This is a genomic window from Leucobacter aridicollis (genome assembly GCF_024399335.1).
GTDB lineage: Bacteria > Actinomycetota > Actinomycetes > Actinomycetales > Microbacteriaceae > Leucobacter > Leucobacter aridicollis_A.
In genome coordinates, this window is the sequence record NZ_CP075339.1 from 1,975,383 (window position 1) to 1,991,404 (window position 16,022).

Annotated in this window: 11 protein-coding genes; 3 read left to right on the top strand and 8 right to left on the bottom strand. The window is 64.9% G+C overall.

Annotated elements, in window-relative coordinates; genetic code table 11:
* Genes KI794_RS08855 through KI794_RS08865 form a run of 3 tightly spaced genes read left to right on the top strand, consistent with a single transcriptional unit; the run spans position 1 to position 2,763 of the window.
* A complete protein-coding gene (locus tag KI794_RS08855) occupies positions 1–987 on the top strand; it encodes a branched-chain amino acid ABC transporter permease (protein WP_255807814.1) in 987 nt (328 codons plus the stop codon).
* Positions 980–1,912: an ABC transporter ATP-binding protein gene (locus tag KI794_RS08860; protein ID WP_121072321.1), complete on the top strand. Its 933-nt coding sequence runs from the start codon at positions 980–982 to the stop codon at positions 1,910–1,912. The genes KI794_RS08855 and KI794_RS08860 overlap by 8 nt, the downstream gene beginning before the upstream one ends.
* Positions 1,909–2,763, top strand: a complete 855-nt coding sequence (locus KI794_RS08865; RefSeq protein WP_255807815.1) for an ABC transporter ATP-binding protein — start codon at positions 1,909–1,911, stop codon at positions 2,761–2,763. The genes KI794_RS08860 and KI794_RS08865 overlap by 4 nt, the downstream gene beginning before the upstream one ends.
* A gap of 110 nt (positions 2,764–2,873) precedes the next feature.
* Here the strand turns inward: KI794_RS08865 and KI794_RS08870 are convergent, their stop codons facing one another.
* From KI794_RS08870 to KI794_RS08905, 8 genes are all read right to left on the bottom strand, one after another.
* Positions 2,874–4,343 (bottom strand): HNH endonuclease signature motif containing protein, encoded by a 1,470-nt coding sequence (locus KI794_RS08870; RefSeq protein WP_162921253.1) that lies wholly within the window; start codon positions 4,341–4,343, stop codon positions 2,874–2,876.
* A 180-nt stretch (positions 4,344–4,523) separates the two neighbouring features.
* Positions 4,524–5,792 (bottom strand): ABC transporter substrate-binding protein, encoded by a 1,269-nt coding sequence (locus KI794_RS08875; protein WP_255807816.1) that lies wholly within the window; start codon positions 5,790–5,792, stop codon positions 4,524–4,526.
* Between the two features lie 190 nt (positions 5,793–5,982).
* Positions 5,983–9,720, bottom strand: coding sequence for an AAA family ATPase (locus KI794_RS08880; RefSeq protein WP_255807817.1), 3,738 nt, complete (start codon positions 9,718–9,720; stop codon positions 5,983–5,985).
* A gap of 36 nt (positions 9,721–9,756) precedes the next feature.
* Positions 9,757–10,446, bottom strand: coding sequence for a hypothetical protein (locus KI794_RS08885; RefSeq protein WP_255807818.1), 690 nt, complete (start codon positions 10,444–10,446; stop codon positions 9,757–9,759).
* 42 nt (positions 10,447–10,488) lie between these two features.
* On the bottom strand, positions 10,489–11,175 hold the full coding sequence (locus KI794_RS08890; protein ID WP_255807819.1) for a hypothetical protein: 687 nt from the start codon (positions 11,173–11,175) through the stop codon (positions 10,489–10,491).
* 105 nt (positions 11,176–11,280) lie between these two features.
* Positions 11,281–14,874: an efflux RND transporter permease subunit gene (locus KI794_RS08895; RefSeq protein WP_255807820.1), complete on the bottom strand. Its 3,594-nt coding sequence runs from the start codon at positions 14,872–14,874 to the stop codon at positions 11,281–11,283.
* Positions 14,875–15,028: 154 nt separating this feature from the next.
* The gene (locus KI794_RS08900) at positions 15,029–15,388 is read right to left on the bottom strand and encodes a DUF4260 family protein (RefSeq protein ID WP_255807821.1); all 360 of its coding nucleotides are present in this window, start codon (positions 15,386–15,388) and stop codon (positions 15,029–15,031) included.
* A gap of 49 nt (positions 15,389–15,437) precedes the next feature.
* Entirely contained in the window at positions 15,438–16,004 is a 567-nt protein-coding gene (locus KI794_RS08905; RefSeq protein WP_119283969.1) for an OsmC family protein, read from the bottom strand.
* Positions 16,005–16,022 lie beyond the last annotated feature (18 nt).

Here is a 16,022-nt window from a genome sequence, read left to right on the forward strand (position 1 = left end):
ATGGAATTTTGGACCGGACTCCTGCAGGCAATGCTGCAGACTGCGCTCTCCCCCGTCACCGCGGCGTTCGTTATCGCCGCGACCGGGTTGAACATCCACTTCGGATTCACCGGGCTCATGAACATCGGGCAAGCGGGCTTCATGCTCGTCGGCGGATACGGCTTCGTGATCTCGGTCATGAACGGGGTGGGACTGTTCCCAGCGATCCTGATCTCGATGGCGGCCTCGGCGCTGTTCGCGTTGCTGCTCGGCATCCCGACTGTGAAACTCCGGGGGGACTACCTCGCGATCGTGACGATTGGCGCGGCGGAGATCCTCCGCATGACCGCGCGGCTTGCGAATATCAGTCACATTACGGGCGGCCCGAGCGGCATCCAGAGCACGCGGTTCCGCGAGCAGTTCAACGCGCTCTCCCCACTGCCCGAGGGGCGCACCTCGTTCCTCGGCCTGAACTACTTCAACACCGGCGTGGACGACTGGTGGTCCCGCATCGTCGCGTGGGCGCTCGTCGCCCTCTTCCTGCTCATCACATGGCTGCTCATCCGCAGCCCGTGGGGGCGAGTCCTCAAGGGAATTCGAGAGGATGAAGACGCGGTGCGAAGCCTCGGCAAGAGCCCCTTCTCATACAAGCTGCAGGCGCTCATGATCGGCGGCGTTATGGGCGGCTTCGGCGGCATCGTGATGTCGCTGCCCGCAACCATCAACCCTGACGGGATGTCGCGCGCGACCACGTTCAACCTGTGGATGATCCTGCTGCTCGGCGGCGCCGCGACGATCCTCGGACCGCTCCTCGGCGCGATCCTCTTCTTCGTCGTGCGCCTCGTCATCACGAGCGTCGCCTCGGAATTCGTGCCGGCGAGCGTGCTCAACGCGCAGCAGGCCGAGATCCTGGCATGGATCCTCATCGGGTTCATGCTCATGCTGCTCGTGATATTCAGACCGCAAGGCATACTCGGAAACAAGAAGGAGTTGGCCTTCAATGACTAGTTACCCATACGACCGCGCGGAACTCCGCGCGAGCCTGGCCCAGATCGAACAGCGGCCCGGGGCGCCGAAGCCGGACCCGATCCTCGTGGCCGACAACGTCGTCCGACGGTTCGGCGGAATGACAGCCGTTGACGTCGACCACGTCGAGGTGCAGCGTGGCGCGATCACCGCGCTCATCGGGCCCAACGGAGCGGGCAAGACCACCTTCTTCAACCTCCTCACAGGGTTCGACAAGCCGACACCGGCGACTGGCCGCGACAAGGCCAGCTGGTCTTTCAACGGCAAGTCGTTCACCACGACGAGCGCGACGAAGGTGGCGCGATCCGGGATGATCCGGACGTTCCAGCTCACCAAGGCGCTCACCAGGATGACTGTGCTCGAAAACATGCTTATCGGGGCGGCGAACCAGCCCGGCGAGAATCTGTTCGTCGGGCTCGTGAAGCCGCTCTGGGCGAAGCGCGAACGCGAGAACGTTGAGCGCGCGGAGGAGCTCCTCAAGCGGTTCAAGCTCGACGCGAAGCGCAACGATATGGCAGGCGGGCTGTCCGGCGGCCAGAAGAAGCTCCTGGAGATGGCGCGCGCGCTGATGTCGAATCCCTCGATGATCATGCTCGATGAGCCGATGGCTGGTGTGAATCCCGCGCTGACCCAGAGCCTGCTCGAGCACATTGAGCAGCTCCGTGACGATGGCACCACCGTACTGTTCGTCGAGCACGACATGCACATGGTCCGGCACATTTCCGACTGGGTTGTGGTGATGGCCCAGGGCAGGATCATTGCGGAGGGACTACCGGAAGACGTCATGACAAGCCCAGCCGTGATCGACGCGTACCTTGGCGCGCACCACGACCAGGATCTCGGCGACGTCATCAACACGCAAATGATGCGCGCCATCGAGGACGAGATCAAGGAGGAAGCGCGATGACTGACGCACTCGCTACACCCGAGCCACCCACGGCAAACGCACACACCGGCGGCGTGAGCGTTCCATCGGAAGAGCTCGTCCTCGAGGCGACCAACCTCGTCGCGGGCTACCTCCCGGGCATCAACATCCTCAACGGCTGCAATATCTCCGCTCACAAGGGCGAACTCGTCGGGATCATTGGGCCCAACGGATCGGGCAAGTCAACGCTGTTGAAGTCGCTGTTCGGGCTCGTTGACATCCGTGACGGGTCCGTGGCATTGAACGGTGAGGATGTCACCAAGTCCAAGACAACGGAACTCGTGCGCAAGGGGGTCGGCTTCGTCCCGCAAACCAACAACGTGTTCCAGACGCTGTCGATCGAGGAGAACCTACAGATGGGCCTCTTCCTGAACCCGAAGCGGTTCGCGAGTCGCGTGGCCGAGATCTGGGACCTGTTTCCGATGCTCGCCGACCGGCGAAAGCAGCTCGCCGGCTCACTATCTGGCGGCGAACGCCAGTCCGTCGCGATGGCACGGGCACTCATGACCGAGCCCAGCGTGCTGTTGCTGGATGAGCCCAGCGCGGGGCTCTCCCCCGTCCGACAGGATGAGACCTTCATTCGGACGCGGCAGATCAATCAGACCGGCGTGACGATTGTGATGGTCGAGCAGAATGCTCGCCGGTGCCTGCAGATTTGCGACCGCGCGTACGTGCTGGATCAGGGAACGAACGCGCACCAGGGCACGGGTCGCGAACTCGCGAATGATCCGAAGGTGATCGAGTTGTATCTCGGCACACTCGCCACCGACGTCGACGCCAAGCGCGCGGAGACGGGTGCGATTCCTGTCAGCGGTGTAGATGGGGATCGGTAGCCGACGCCCCTCATCCAGAAGTGGTCCGGAACGGCGCCGAGGTGTGGATGACCGCGCGTGCACGCGGTCATCCAACCCCAGGCAGACACCGCACGCACGAGGTTCTAGGCTCAGAACGGGCCGGGCTCCTCATCGCGCACTGTTCGAAACCGGACCCGGCTCGGCGGGCGCTCGATGTGTTCGGCCCCCGTCGGGCTGACCCATTTCAATACGCCACCCGGCTGCTGATCCACTTTCCAAGCTGAGTTGTGTTTCAGCGTGTGGTGCCCCCGACAGAGATGCGCGAGGTTGTCCGTGCGAGTCTCGCCGCCACTAGCCGCCGCCTTGGTGTGGTCGAGGTCACACCTACTCGCGCGAATCCTGCATCCAGGGGCGCGACAGTGTACGTCGCGGGCGGCGAGCAGGCGGCGTATCTCTGCGCTCGGGCGGTAGCGTTCGACGCCGAGCACTGCGCCATCAGGATCGACGGACACCGCGTCCCAAACGCGTTCTCCCCCGGCGAGTTCTCGGGCAGCGGTGGCCCCGATCGGGCCATATCCCACGAGCTCGGCAATCCCATCCGTGCGTCCGGCTTCTCCGTGTTCACCGAGGGTGTGTGCTGGGATGATCACCTGGATATGCGCGCTCACTCCGATCCCGAGTGCGGGGCGGAGTTCGCCCGCAGCGCCGCATGCCGGGCCTCCGGTTGGCTCGTCACCGTCCGCAGGGTCGGAGGTGGCGCCAGCATCGGTTATGCCGCGCAAGAGTAGGTCGGCCATCACGTCAGCTTCCACCTGTGGCCGCTTGCGCGGTCGGGGGTCTTGCGCCTTCTCGGGGACAGCTGGACCACTCTTCGCTTCCAACAGCACCACGGACTTCGCGATCTGACGGATCCGATCCCGAATGCCATACGCCACCGCTGCAGGAAGATACGCGCGGAGTTCGGCCATGCCGTCGGGGAGGTCCGAAACGCACACGGATCGCCGAGCGGCGGCCTCTTCGTTGCGCGAGTCTTCGTTGAGTTCGGAGAATTCGAGCGCCAGTCGGCGCGCGATCGGACGAAGTCTGTTGGACGGCTCGATCCGCGCGTGGTCGAGCACCGCCGTCTCGTATCGAGATCGCTTGCTCGCAAGCGCGCCGCTTGACTCGAGGCCGAACGGCGCCCCTTCTTCAACTACGACTCGCAGGTTGGTCGAGTTGATCTCCCCGGCGAGGAGTGCATCAGCGGTGGCACGATACAGTCCTCCCGCCTGGTGTGCGATGTTGAGCAGCCTTGCGGCCGCGTATTCGCTGAGTTTGTAGCGTGCGGAGACTTCAAGGCGCAGAGACCGGAAGGCGAACTCGAGATCGCGAGTAGGCGGGCCTGCGGGCGGTCCGCAGGTTCGCTCCATGAGGCGCCCGAGGGCGAGCAGCTGTAACCCTTCCGCGCGCCGAGCGGAATCCATAGCAGAGTCGATCGCTTGGAAGTCGCGGCGGTCTTGCGAGAGCGACGCGCGCCACTGCAGTTCGTAGCCGGGCGTGACAAATGCATCGTCGTCGCGGCTGGCGGACGGTTCAGGGGTACGGTCAGGCTCATCGGCGTCTGGTGAGAAGTCGTTCATGGGACCAATGGCACAGCATCGCTCTGGGGCGGGAGCGGGTTCTCCACAGCTCAGCGAGGATCGCCTCGCAGGCGTCGTTCCTGTCCCGCTGTGAGCGAAGCAACGTCTCGTACCCGTACAAACGAACGGAGGCCCCAACCCGAAACGGGTTGGGGCCTCCGGAGAGAGACTGCGGGAGAGTTATCCCTCGATCTCACCCACGGCGTTCGGCTTGTTCGCCTCGTCGTACCGGTAGATACCGATCAGTGCCGAGGACGGCTCGTTCTTGTCAGTGAGCGGCCCACCACCTGCGCGACCCTCATAGTGGATGTCCTTGTCATCCTCGAGCAGCGCAAGGCAGTCCTTGTAGGTGCTGCACTTCTCGCCACCGTCTGCACCCGAAACCGCCTGCAGGTTGTCACGGATCGCCGCTGGATCCGTGCTGCCAGCCTTCTGCGCGGCCAGTGCGACGAGCATGACCGCGTCGTACGACTCCGGAGCGAAGTTCGTGCTCTGGGTCGCGGTCTCATCGGCTGCGACAAGCGCGTCGAGGAAGTCGCCTTCTGAAGCGCGGCCCGGCGTCGTGCCCTGGGCACCCTTCAGGAGGCCAGCGTCGAACTCCTCATACGGAACCGTGTTACCGTCAACAAGGTACAGCTTGGACAGGTCGAACCCCTGAGCTGCAAGCTCGGGGATGATCTGCTTCGCCTCTTCGTAGCTCACGATCGCGATCGCGTCAGGCTTCTTTGACAGTGCTGCGGTCACCTCGGAGGTGAAGGTGGTCTGCCCCTCCGGGAACTCCTCGCCCGACCCCTTCGCGCCATACACGAGCTCTGCGCCGGCCTCTTCCAGGGTCTCCTGGAAGTTGTCACGGAGCCCGATGCCATAGTCGTTGTTCTGCGCGAGCATCGCCACAGTCGAATGGCCGTCCTGAAGCACGAGGTTTCCGAGTGCGCGCCCCTGGATAATGTCGGATGCAATCGTGCGGAAGTACAGCGGGTTGATCCCCGACATCCCGATACCAGTGTTCGAGGGAGACCCCATCAGGATGCCAGCCTCCGTGAGCCTCGGCATCGCGGCGTTGGAGTTGCCCGTGCCCATCGCACCAAGCACGAATGACGGGTTTGCCTTGATGATCTCGTCGACACTCTTGTTGATGATCGTCGGGTCGGACGCGTCGTGCTCGTTACCTTCGACGACGAGCTCGACGTCTGAGCCGAGAACGCCGCCCGCAGCGTTGATGTCTTCCATCGCGAGCTTCACTGCTGCGCGAGGGCCGAAGATGAGGTGCGCGAGCGTTCCCGTCTGAGGAAGCAGTGTGCCAATCTTCAGTGCACCCGAGTCCCCCGAGGGTGTCGATGTTGTGTCGTCAGCAGGCTTATCGCTGCTTGATGTGCAGCCTGACAGCGCGAGGGCCGCACCGGCAAACAGCGCAATCGCGGCTGCAGTTTTCTTGGAGTAAACCTTCATTGGCTACGCCTTTCCATACGGTTTGGTACGCCCCACCATTGGAGCGGTACGTTCGTAGCGTATCGCCGGGAGCAAGCGCTGTGTTGTTCTCCAGCCCTGCCGAGACAATTTTGTTAGATTCAATCAATCGCCGACGGGTTCGGGTCGCAAAAGTATCGGATTCCGACTCGCCTCGCGACGCTCAGCGTGATCAGGATTCAGCACCGAGCCGCTGTCCAACGACAGCGGAGATCCCGTCTCGGCGCATCGATACGCCATACAGAGCGTCGGCGATTTCCATTGTGCGCTTCTGGTGCGTGATGACGATGAGTTGCGACGTCTCACGCAGCCGTTCGAAGACCTGCAGCAGGCGGCCAAGGTTCGCGTCGTCGAGCGCTGCCTCAACCTCGTCCATGATGTAGAACGGGCTCGGCCGCGCCTGGAAGATCGCAACGAGAAGGGCAACGGCAGCAAGGGAGCGCTCGCCACCCGACAAGAGAGACAGCCGTTCGACTTTCTTGCCCGCGGGCCGCACCGCGATGTCGATGCCCGTCGTGAGCAGTTCGTCAGGGTTCGTGAGGGAGATCTCCCCGGAACCACCGGGAAACAGGATCGGAAACACCTCGGAAAACGCGGCGCGCGTGTCCTCGAAGGCAGCAGCGAAGATCCCCTGCATGTGCTCGTCGAGCTCCTCGATGATTTGGCGTAGATCCGCGCGCGTCTTTGTCAGATCGGAGAGCTGGTCGACGAGGAACTTATGCCGTTGCTCGAGCGCCGCGAACTCCTCGAGCGCGAGCGGATTGATTCGGCCGAGCTCGCTCAGGCGTCGCTCTGCCTTCGCGAGACGTCGCTCCTGCTCGGCGCGAACGAACGGGACCGTCCGTTCTGCGCGCGCTGTCGTGTGCGCCGCGTCGTGCGCAGGGACAACGTCGTTGCCGTGTTCCCCCGCTCCACCGGTGCTGTCGGAGGGGCTCCGTTCCTCGCGCACGCCAGCGTCCGCGCCCGCAAGCCCGAGTTCGGCCGCGAGCTGTTCCTCGAGCGAGAGTTCGCTTGTCGGTGGAGCGGCGTCGGCCGATACCTCGGAGCTCGGCGATGCACCGACCGTGGCGTTGCCTTCGCCAGCCACTGGGATCCCGACCTGCGGGCCGTACTCAGCAACGAGCACATCCTCAACGAGCCCGAGTTCGTTCCCTGCCCGCTCAAGCAAGGACGAAAGCTGCAGTTTGCGTTCGTAACTCTTCAGCTCGGCCCCGTGGACAAGCTCGGTAATCGACTGCAGTTTGCCGCGGGCTTCTGACTCCTCGGAACGCAGAAGGGTGAGCTCCTGGCTGTTCCGGGCCCGTTCCTGCTCTGCACCCTGCTGGGCGGTGCGAGCCTCGGAGAGGGATCGATCGCACGCGTCGAGGATCCCTGGAAGCGCCTCGGCGACAAGCTCGGCGCGTGCGACCTGCCGCGAACGCAAGACGGCTCGACGTGCGGCCTCCTCAGCCGCTCGGCGCTCCGCTTCGAACTGCGCCGCGAGGGTAACGCTTCGTTCCTCTGCAGCCCGGGCGCGCTCTTTGGCGGTCTCAAACGCGAGCCGCGCTTCAATCTCGACGGAGCGAGCCTTTTCGACGTCTGCGAGAAGATCGTCGCGCTGGCTTGCGTCGAGAATCGGGCGCGGCTTCGCGGCCGCATCCTCGAACGCCCGTGTCGCCTGGACCACGAGCTCGGCGGCCTCATCTTCCGAGCCAGTCACGCCCGCTAGTGCGGTCGCTGCTCGTTCAGCTTCGGAGCGTGTCGCTTCTGCCCGCACGACGAGCTGTTGGCGCCTGCGAGCGTGCTCGGCGAGCCTGGCGTCCGCTTCGCGAAGCTCGGCGTAGGCCGCCTTACTCTCAGCTTTGAGTCGCGCGACCCGCTCCCGCTGGTCGGCGAGCGCCGCAGCCGCAGCCTCAATTTCTGCAGAGATGACTTCGAGCCGGTCCTGGGCCTCGCTGAGGTCTGCAGTGAGCTCAATCCGCGACGGCGCGAGCCCTGACCCGCCAGCCAGTGTGTGCTCGGTGAGCACATCACCGTCGGACGTCACAATCGTGAAGCCACCGCCGGGCAATAGCGACCGAAGGGCGGCGGCGCCCGCAGCGGCCTCCGCTGCGTCTCCGGCGACGAAGCTTCGACTCAGCAGACCTCGTACACCGTCGGGTGCCTCGAGAAGTACCGTCGAGATCGCAGTAAGGCCGGGCACTGCGACGGCTGGTCTCTCGACAGCGGCGGCATTCGCGATGACGGCCCGAAGGCGACCGATGTCGCGCTGCCGCGCATCGGAGACGGCACCCTGTGCGACGTCGGCGGAGTCCACGAGGAGCGCGTCGGCGAACACTCCAAGCGCCGCGCCGACCGCTGCCTCGTAGCCGTCGCGCACCTTGACGTGGTCCGCGACACGGCCCAGCACCCCGGCGGGTTGCTCGGCGAGCAGTGTGCCAGACGCGTCGCGCTGATCCAATGAGCGCGCGAGTGCTGATACGCGGGCCTCGAGGCCCGACGCCTCCTGCTCGAGCGCGTGGAGGGCGGAGCGTTGTTCGTCGACAAGCTTCTCGGCGGCGGTCTCGCGTTCTTGCGCCGCGCGGTACGCGCCGTCGAGCCCGCCCTCTGGCAACTCTGCGTCGTTGGATTCGGACTCGAATGCCTCGAGTTCGGCTTGAGCATCGCTCGCTCGAGTCTCGGCCTGCGCCAACGCTTGGGTCCGTCGTTCGAGCTCAGCCGCGATGGTCTCCCGCTTCTGTTCGGCTGCCTCGAGTCGTCCGCGAAGCGCCGAAAGCTCAAGGTCGTGGCGGGAGACGAGCTCGGCCTGCGCCTGGATTTGCTCATCGATGGCGTCGAGCATCTGTTGCGCTTTCCGCGTGGCCTGCTCAGTGGCGCGCCATCGGTCCTCCTGCTCGGGAATGCGGGCAGCGAGCTCCCGCGCCTCTTCCCGAGCCTCGTCGACTGAAGTTCGACTCGTCAGCGATACCTGCTCGGGTGATTCCGACTGCGTCGCAAGAAAGGTGAGACGCTGCTGTGCCTGCGCGTACAGGCCCCGCAGCTTAGACTGGGCGCTCTCGAGAGCGAACGTGACGCGGCGCGCGGCGTCAAGCTCGTCGCCCTGCTGCTCCTGTTCAAGCCGCTCGATGCGCAACTGTTTCTGTTCCACCTGCTCCTGCAGCACGATGCGTTCCGAGTGGCGCTCCGATTCGTCCTTCGCGAGGCTCGCGAGCTCCGTGCGTAGCCGTGTCACATCGTCGGCGAGTAGCCGAGCTTTCGCATCCCGCACCTCGGCGGCGATCGTCTGCGCCTGCCGCGCAACCTCGGCCTGCCTCCCGAGAGGTTTGAGCTGCCGCCTGATCTCGCCAGCAAGATCGTTGAGGCGAGTGAGGTTCGTCTCCATCGCGTCGAGCTTGCGCAGGGTGCGTTCCTTGCGGCGTCGATGCTTCAAGATGCCTGCTGCTTCTTCGATGAAGCCGCGGCGATCCTCCGGGGTGGCCCGGAGGACGGTGTCGAGCTGGCCCTGCCCGACGATGACGTGCATTTCGCGCCCGAGGCCCGAATCGCTCAGCAGCTCCTGGACGTCAAGCAGACGGCACGACTCGCCATTGATCGCGTACTCGCTTGAGCCGTTTCGAAAGAGAATGCGACTGATCGTCACCTCCGTGTACTCGATTGGCAGCGCGCCGTCGCTGTTGTCGATGGTGAGCCTGACTTCCGCACGCCCGAGCGGACCCCTGGTCGATGTACCCGCGAAGATGACGTCTTCCATCTTGCCGCCACGGAGCGTCTTCGCGCCCTGCTCCCCCATCACCCAGGCAAGGGCGTCGACGACGTTCGATTTGCCGGAGCCGTTCGGCCCGACGATTGCAGTGACTCCCGGCTCGAACTGGAATGTTGTCGGCTGCGCAAACGATTTGAAGCCACGGAGGGTGAGGCTCTTCAGGTGCACGCCGTATCCTTCCGGTCGCTGTGAAACTCGCGCAGACTATTCCCAAACACTACCGGGTGGCTGGCCCTGGTTCCCATATCCCCCGCCGATGAATGGGGCTATCGCCGACACCGCTACTACGGCTGCGACTAGGAGCGTCGCCCCGAGCGTCACGAGAAAGACCCTGCCGCCGCGGGGTGTCACCGATGCGAGCGCGAGCCCGTAGCCGATACCGGCGATCAGGATCGCTGGAAGGAACATGAAGGCGGAGACGCCGATGTTGAACCACACCCCGGGAGCGCACACGTCTCCGGGCGGACAGGGCTCGGACCCGATCGCTTCGACGACCGACACGATAGCGACCAAGAGCACGGCGGCGACATAGGCCGCGCCGCCGAAGAGCAGCGATTGGGTGAAGGGCACAAACTGGGTGAGCCACGGCTGCATCGCGGCGGCGACCGCAGCGAAGAACACAGGCGGGAAGAGCAGCGCAGCCAGCGCGAAACTGGGCGATGAGATCACCCAAAAGCCCTGACCAGGGCCGAGCAGGATCAGATTGGCCCCGATCCAGATCCCCCACACGCACAAGGTATAGGCGGCAACCCGGGCGGCCCGCGAGATATACCCCGTGGCAAGCCACGGGTGGTCGCCAACCAGCGGTGCGGGCTTGTCGCCTACCGTGCCACTTCCCTCAGGCCGCGGGACGCTGGGGTCGTCGGGCAAGGACCCGCTCAGGTTGCTGTCCATAGCGACACCATATCGGCAGGTGGCTACTTTGCCCACCGCCGGTCAGACAGATGATGTGAGCCCGGTCACCGCGAAAACAGCTGTTGCGAGGAGAGCGAGCGCCAACGCTCCGACGAATGCCCACCGCCCACGCGTCGTGACCGACGTTCGCGCGAGAGCATACGCGATCGCCCCGAGCACGATGACTGGGACGAAAATGAGTGCGGCGAAGGCGGTCGTCTGCCAGAAGTCAGTGAGGCACGGCTCGCCCGCGAGGCAACCGACACCGGCGTCGGCCCAGGCGAGTTGCGAAAAGGCGCTTAGCAGGACCGCTGCGACGTAGGCAGCGAGTCCAAACACAAGCGCCTGCGTTGGCGCGGCGAGCCGTTCCAGCAAGCGCGCAAGCGCCACCGCGAGCACAGTACAGCCGACCGGCGGAAGCGCGATGAGTGCGACCGACCCGAGTGGGCGAGGCGCGAAGTATTCGAAGCGCCCATCAGCGAAGGCGAGGACAGACCCCAGCAGCGCGAGCAGCCAGACCGCGAGCGCTCCGAGGGCGACGCGCCAAGCTTTGCCCCACACAGAGGTCGACAGCAAGGGGTGAGTTACGTCGCGTCGGTTCACGCCGTGCCGCGCATCTCGATCAAGCGCGTTCTCGCCAGCGCGACCGGGATCGCCGCTCAGTCCCTCGGGGCGCGGGACCAGTGGCCCCATACCTTGGAAGCCGCCGAGGTATCCGCCATCGCTCATGTCGCCACTCTAGCCACTGCTAGAGAAGCGCGCTGCTACTGAGTTGCGCTTGCAGTGCCGCGAGAGCACACTTGCCGTGTCCGAGACATGCATGCCGCCCCATTGCTACTGCCGGGCATCGCCGTCTCCCTGAGGTTCAGTGCCTACGTCGCCCGTCTGGTCGTTCCCCGCCCCCACAGCACCGGCCGCGGCTACGGCTTCACGCTTCGCGGCACGCTTTTCAAGCTTTCGCTCCCTGCGGCGCTCCACGAGCGTATACAGCACGGGCACCAGAATGAGCGTGAGCAGCGTCGATGAAACGAGTCCGCCAATAACGACGATCGCGAGCGGCCGCGAGATAAAGACTCCCCCGCCTGTGAAGCCGAGCGCCATCGGCACAAGCGCGAAAATTGTCGCGGCCGCGGTCATCAGGATCGGGCGTAGCCTGAGCCGCGTCCCGTGTTCTACGGCCTCGTCGAGCGACGCACCGGCCTCTCGCAGCCTGTTAATGAGATCCATCAGCACGATCGCGTTTGTCACAACGATGCCGATGAGCATGAGGAGTCCGATGAGCGCGGGAAGCCCCAGCGGGACCCCGGTAATGAGGAGCCCGAGGATCGCTCCGGTCGCGGCGAACGGGATCGAGATCAGCAGCACGAGCGGGCCTCGGAAGCTGCGGAATGTCGCGACCATCACGAGCAGCACGAGCATGATCGCTGCGAGCATTGCAACACCGAGCTGACCGAAAGCCTCGTCCTGCTGCTGGCTCACGCCACCGAGTTCGAAGCTCACCCCGGCTGGCAGGTCGGTTGTCGCGATTGCCTTGTCAACGGCACGGTTTGCGGCGTCGAGTTGACCGGTCTTCGGCGTCACAGAGAGCACGACCTGACGCTCTCCATCAGCTCGCGTGATCACGGGCGCGGTCAACTCTTCTTCGACTACGGCGATCTCCGACAGTTTGATCGGGGCACCGGTCACCTCGGTCGCGGCTTTCGCCTCGGCTTCGGCGGCTTGCTGGTCGACGAGGGCCTGAGCCGCGTCAGCCTGGCTTTGCCTCAGTGCCGCAATCTGCTCGTCGATCCCGGCGATCCCGCTCTTGGCACCTTCGATCGCTCCCTGCAGGCCCGCGAGCTGTTCGGCGCGCTCCTGGGCGGCCTGCTGTTTGCCGACCTCCTTGGGGTCGAGCGGCGGGTACGGCGTGACTGGCGCTGCGGTGAGTGCGGCGAGCTGCGCGTTGAGCTCGCCGAGCTGCTGCACGAGTTCCGCGCGTTGATTGCCGGCCTCCCAGATCTGGTTGGTCAGTTCAGCGTTGGCTTCCAGGCGGGCGTCTTCGGCCTCTGCGTCGGCCTTCTTCTGGAGTGCGTCGCTCGCTGCCTTCTGCGCGATCGCCGTCTGCTGCGGAGTGACGGGGAGAAGCAAGTCGCCGAGCGTCGCCGCGGTGTGCTCCGAGCCCGGGGTGCGCAGCACGATATCTCGCTCGGCGCCGCCAAGCATCAAGCGCCCGATGGTTTCACCTGACATCGCGTCCTGGATCGCCTTCGCAACAGCCGCGCGGTCGAAACCTAGGCGGGTCGCCTGTACGTCGTCGAGCGTCACGCGCATCACCGGCTGCTCACCCTTGATGTCGCTGTACACGCTCTGCACGCCCGTGGCGTCCGCGAGTTCATTCTCGAGCATCTCGCTCGCCGCTCGTAGTGCAGCGGGATCGGAGCCACGGATCTGCAACGCGATCCCGCCACCCCCGGCATCACCGACGAAGGCGTCCTGGGTCTGGATCCGCAATTCGCCCGAGTCGTCGAGCGCGTCGAGCGCTCCCTGCACGGCATCAGTGACCTGGGCAACGTCTGCGCCGTCGCCAAGTTGCAGATCGTACGAGATCGTCGGTTCGCCCTCGGCCCCGACAGGGATCGACGTCATGACGTCACGGACGCCATCGACCTTCGCGAGCGCCTGCTCGACTGGCTCGGCCTCGGCGACGAGATCCGTCGCTCCTTCCTTGACGACCTGCGTGAGCTGCAGGCTCTCCTGCCCCGAAGACCCTAAGAAGTCCGTCTTGAGGAACGCGGTCATTCCCAGCGTGAGCACGAGGATCAGACCAGAGCTCACGAGCGTGATCACCGGATGCCGGCGCGTCGCGGAGAGCGCGGGCATGAACGCCTTCTGAAGTCGATCGGGAGTGGTGTGGATCTCGTCGAGCTCCGACGGCACGTGGTCGGGATCGGCGTGCTCGTCGGCCACGCCGTGACCACGCTTCGGCGGCTTCTGCATGAACCAGTACGCGAGCACGGGCACGATGGTGAGCGCGACGACGAGCGACGCGACGAGGGCGATCGATACGGTGATTGCGAACGGCCGGAACAGCTGGCCAGCCATGCCGGAGACGAAGGCGATCGGCAGGAATACTGCGACGGTTGTGAGCGTCGACGCGGTAATCGCGCCAGCGACCTGGCGCACCGAGGCAACGACGCCCTCGATCGTCAGCGGTCCGGTCCCCCGTCTGCGGCTGATGTTCTCAATCACGACGATTGAGTCGTCGACGACGCGTCCGATAGCGATCGTCAGGGCGCCGAGCGTAAGGATATTCAACGTGTTGTCGCTCCACTGCAGCCCGATAAGGGTGATCAGCAGCGAGAGCGGGATTGACACCGCGGCGATGATCGTGGAACGCCAGGAGGCCAAGAACGCGAGGATCACGAGCACGGCGAAGCCGAGACCGAGACCACCCTCGACCGCAAGGTCGTGGATTGATTGCTCGATGAACGGGGCTTGGTCGAAGATCGTCACGAACTCAGCTTTGAGCCCGGGTGCGTGTGCCTCGAGCTCAGCGGTGACGGCGTGCGAGATCTGCACGACGTTTGCTCCGCGCGCCGGCATGATCTGGAGGGTGAGCGCCGGCTTGCCGTTCACGCGTGAAATCGTGTCGGAAGGAATCGCCTCGGTTCGGACGTCGGCAAAGTCGGAGACGCGTACGACGCCGTCCTCGGCCGCAATCGGCAGCGCTGCGATTTCCTCGACAGTGCCGAGCGGGGTCCCAACCGCGATCGGGATCGATCCGGCTTCGCCATCGACCTGGCCCGCAGGCAGGGCCGCGCCGTTCGCCTGCAGCGCAGCTTGCACTGCAGCGGGCTCGACCTTCAGCTTCTTGACATCACCTGGCCTGAGATCGACGACGATCCGCTGTTCCTCGCGCCCGGAGAGCGTCGCCTTCTGCACACCGGGGAGCGCCTGCAGCGCGGGGACGACGCGCTGCTCGAGAGCATCACCAAACTCGGCCTCGTCACCGCTCGTGCCGGCGGTGAGCACCATCGCTGGCATGTCGTCGGCACCGCCCGAGAAGACCTCGGCCTCGGCGCCGCTCGGGAAGCTCGGCTTCAGCGCATCGAGCGTCGCGCGGATCGTGCGAACCGTCTCATCAGCGTCTTCGTCGAACGGCCACTCCACCATGATGTTCGCGTAGCCGCTTGAGGTATCTGAATTGACACGCGTGATGCCTGGTATCGACTTCAATGCCTGTTCGACTGGCTCGGTCACCGCTGTCACGAGCTCCTCGGGTGCGAGCCCGTCAGCCTGGACTGACACGTAGGCCATCGGCACTTTCATCGACGGCATGAGCTCTTGCTTGAGCGCCCCCATCGAGATGATGCCAAGCACGGCGACCGCGAGGGTCACGAGGCCAACTATCAGGCGGTTCTTCAGACTGAGACGGGTGAGCGGGGTCATAGCGCCTTTCAGGCAGGGTCGGACTCACGTACCATTCCAGTCTGTCCGCACCGCTATTCGCGCCGCGTCGTACCCTGGTACGACACCCATCCACCCACGGGATGATCTTTCCCCTACAGCCCCGCTCGGTCGGCCGGGAGTCCCTATCGTGTGCCTAAACGACAGGAATGATGCTTCCATCGGTGTCGCGGCGACCGAAGCCGAACGCGCGATCCACCGCGATGTGCACGAACCAAGCGAGACCCGCTAGACCGATCGCCCAAATGCCCCCGTCCATACCGCCGGTGAGCAAGAACACGGCGAACCCGGCAACGAGCACTCCGACGGCGATGAGGGCGTTGTGCATCAGATTGTAGAAAGCCACCCGCTCTGGTTTCAGCTTGCCTTGGCTCGCGAACGCGCCGACAAGGGCCACATCCGGGAGAATCGCGAAAATCACTGCCACGAGTGCCGCCGGCCACCCGAACCACACGCACCACAGCACAGTGATGATCAGCCACAGCAGGGCACTCATGCCCCAAACCACACGCGAATAACCCATGGGTCAATGCTATGCGGTGCACCTATCCCTTCGTGACCGAGACGACGACGGGCGTCGGGTTCGCGAACAGGTCGTACACGGGGCAGTTAATGTCGACGGCGTCGCGGAGCTGCTCGTAGCGCTCCTGCGACTCCGGCCCAGTGAGCTCGACGTTGAGGCGCACTCCGCTGAATCCGGGCCGCACGGTGTCGTCCTTGCCGAGCAGACGGGCTGCGTCGAGGTCCCCCTCAGCGGTGACTCGAATATCGTCGACCTGGATTCCGAGCGCCTGCGCGTACAGCCTGTACACAACAACCTGGCAGCCGACGAGGGCACCGAGTGCGTACTCGACGGGGCTTGCCGCAACGTCGTCGCCGGCAAGCGCGGCAGGTTCGTCAATGACGAACTCGTGCTTGCCCGCGCGAACGCGCGTTGCGACTCCGCCTTCGCCAATGCCCTCGACTCGGTAGGTGAGCTTCGACGAGTCGCGATTCCTATCGATCCGCTCGCCCCAGGCGGCGCCTGCCGCGCTGAGGCGTTCGGCGCGGTCACCCGCTGAGATTTCGGGGACAGTGATGGTTGGCTCGGAGGTGAGAGTCTGCGTAGTCATGGCGGTCACGCTACCGGC

What these genes read in the sequence shown, in the direction of transcription:
- KI794_RS08885 (WP_255807818.1), bottom strand. Translation starts at nt 10,446, where the DNA reads ATGGACAGCAACCTGAGCGGGTCCTTGCCCGACGACCCCAGCGTCCCG.
- KI794_RS08870 (WP_162921253.1), bottom strand. Translation starts at nt 4,343, where the DNA reads ATGAACGACTTCTCACCAGACGCCGATGAGCCTGACCGTACCCCTGAA.
- KI794_RS08895 (WP_255807820.1), bottom strand. Translation starts at nt 14,874, where the DNA reads ATGACCCCGCTCACCCGTCTCAGTCTGAAGAACCGCCTGATAGTTGGC.
- KI794_RS08855 (WP_255807814.1), top strand. Translation starts at nt 1, where the DNA reads ATGGAATTTTGGACCGGACTCCTGCAGGCAATGCTGCAGACTGCGCTC.
- KI794_RS08890 (WP_255807819.1), bottom strand. Translation starts at nt 11,175, where the DNA reads ATGAGCGATGGCGGATACCTCGGCGGCTTCCAAGGTATGGGGCCACTG.
- KI794_RS08900 (WP_255807821.1), bottom strand. Translation starts at nt 15,388, where the DNA reads ATGAGTGCCCTGCTGTGGCTGATCATCACTGTGCTGTGGTGCGTGTGG.
- KI794_RS08865 (WP_255807815.1), top strand. Translation starts at nt 1,909, where the DNA reads ATGACTGACGCACTCGCTACACCCGAGCCACCCACGGCAAACGCACAC.
- KI794_RS08905 (WP_119283969.1), bottom strand. Translation starts at nt 16,004, where the DNA reads ATGACTACGCAGACTCTCACCTCCGAGCCAACCATCACTGTCCCCGAA.
- KI794_RS08875 (WP_255807816.1), bottom strand. Translation starts at nt 5,792, where the DNA reads ATGAAGGTTTACTCCAAGAAAACTGCAGCCGCGATTGCGCTGTTTGCC.
- KI794_RS08860 (WP_121072321.1), top strand. Translation starts at nt 980, where the DNA reads ATGACTAGTTACCCATACGACCGCGCGGAACTCCGCGCGAGCCTGGCC.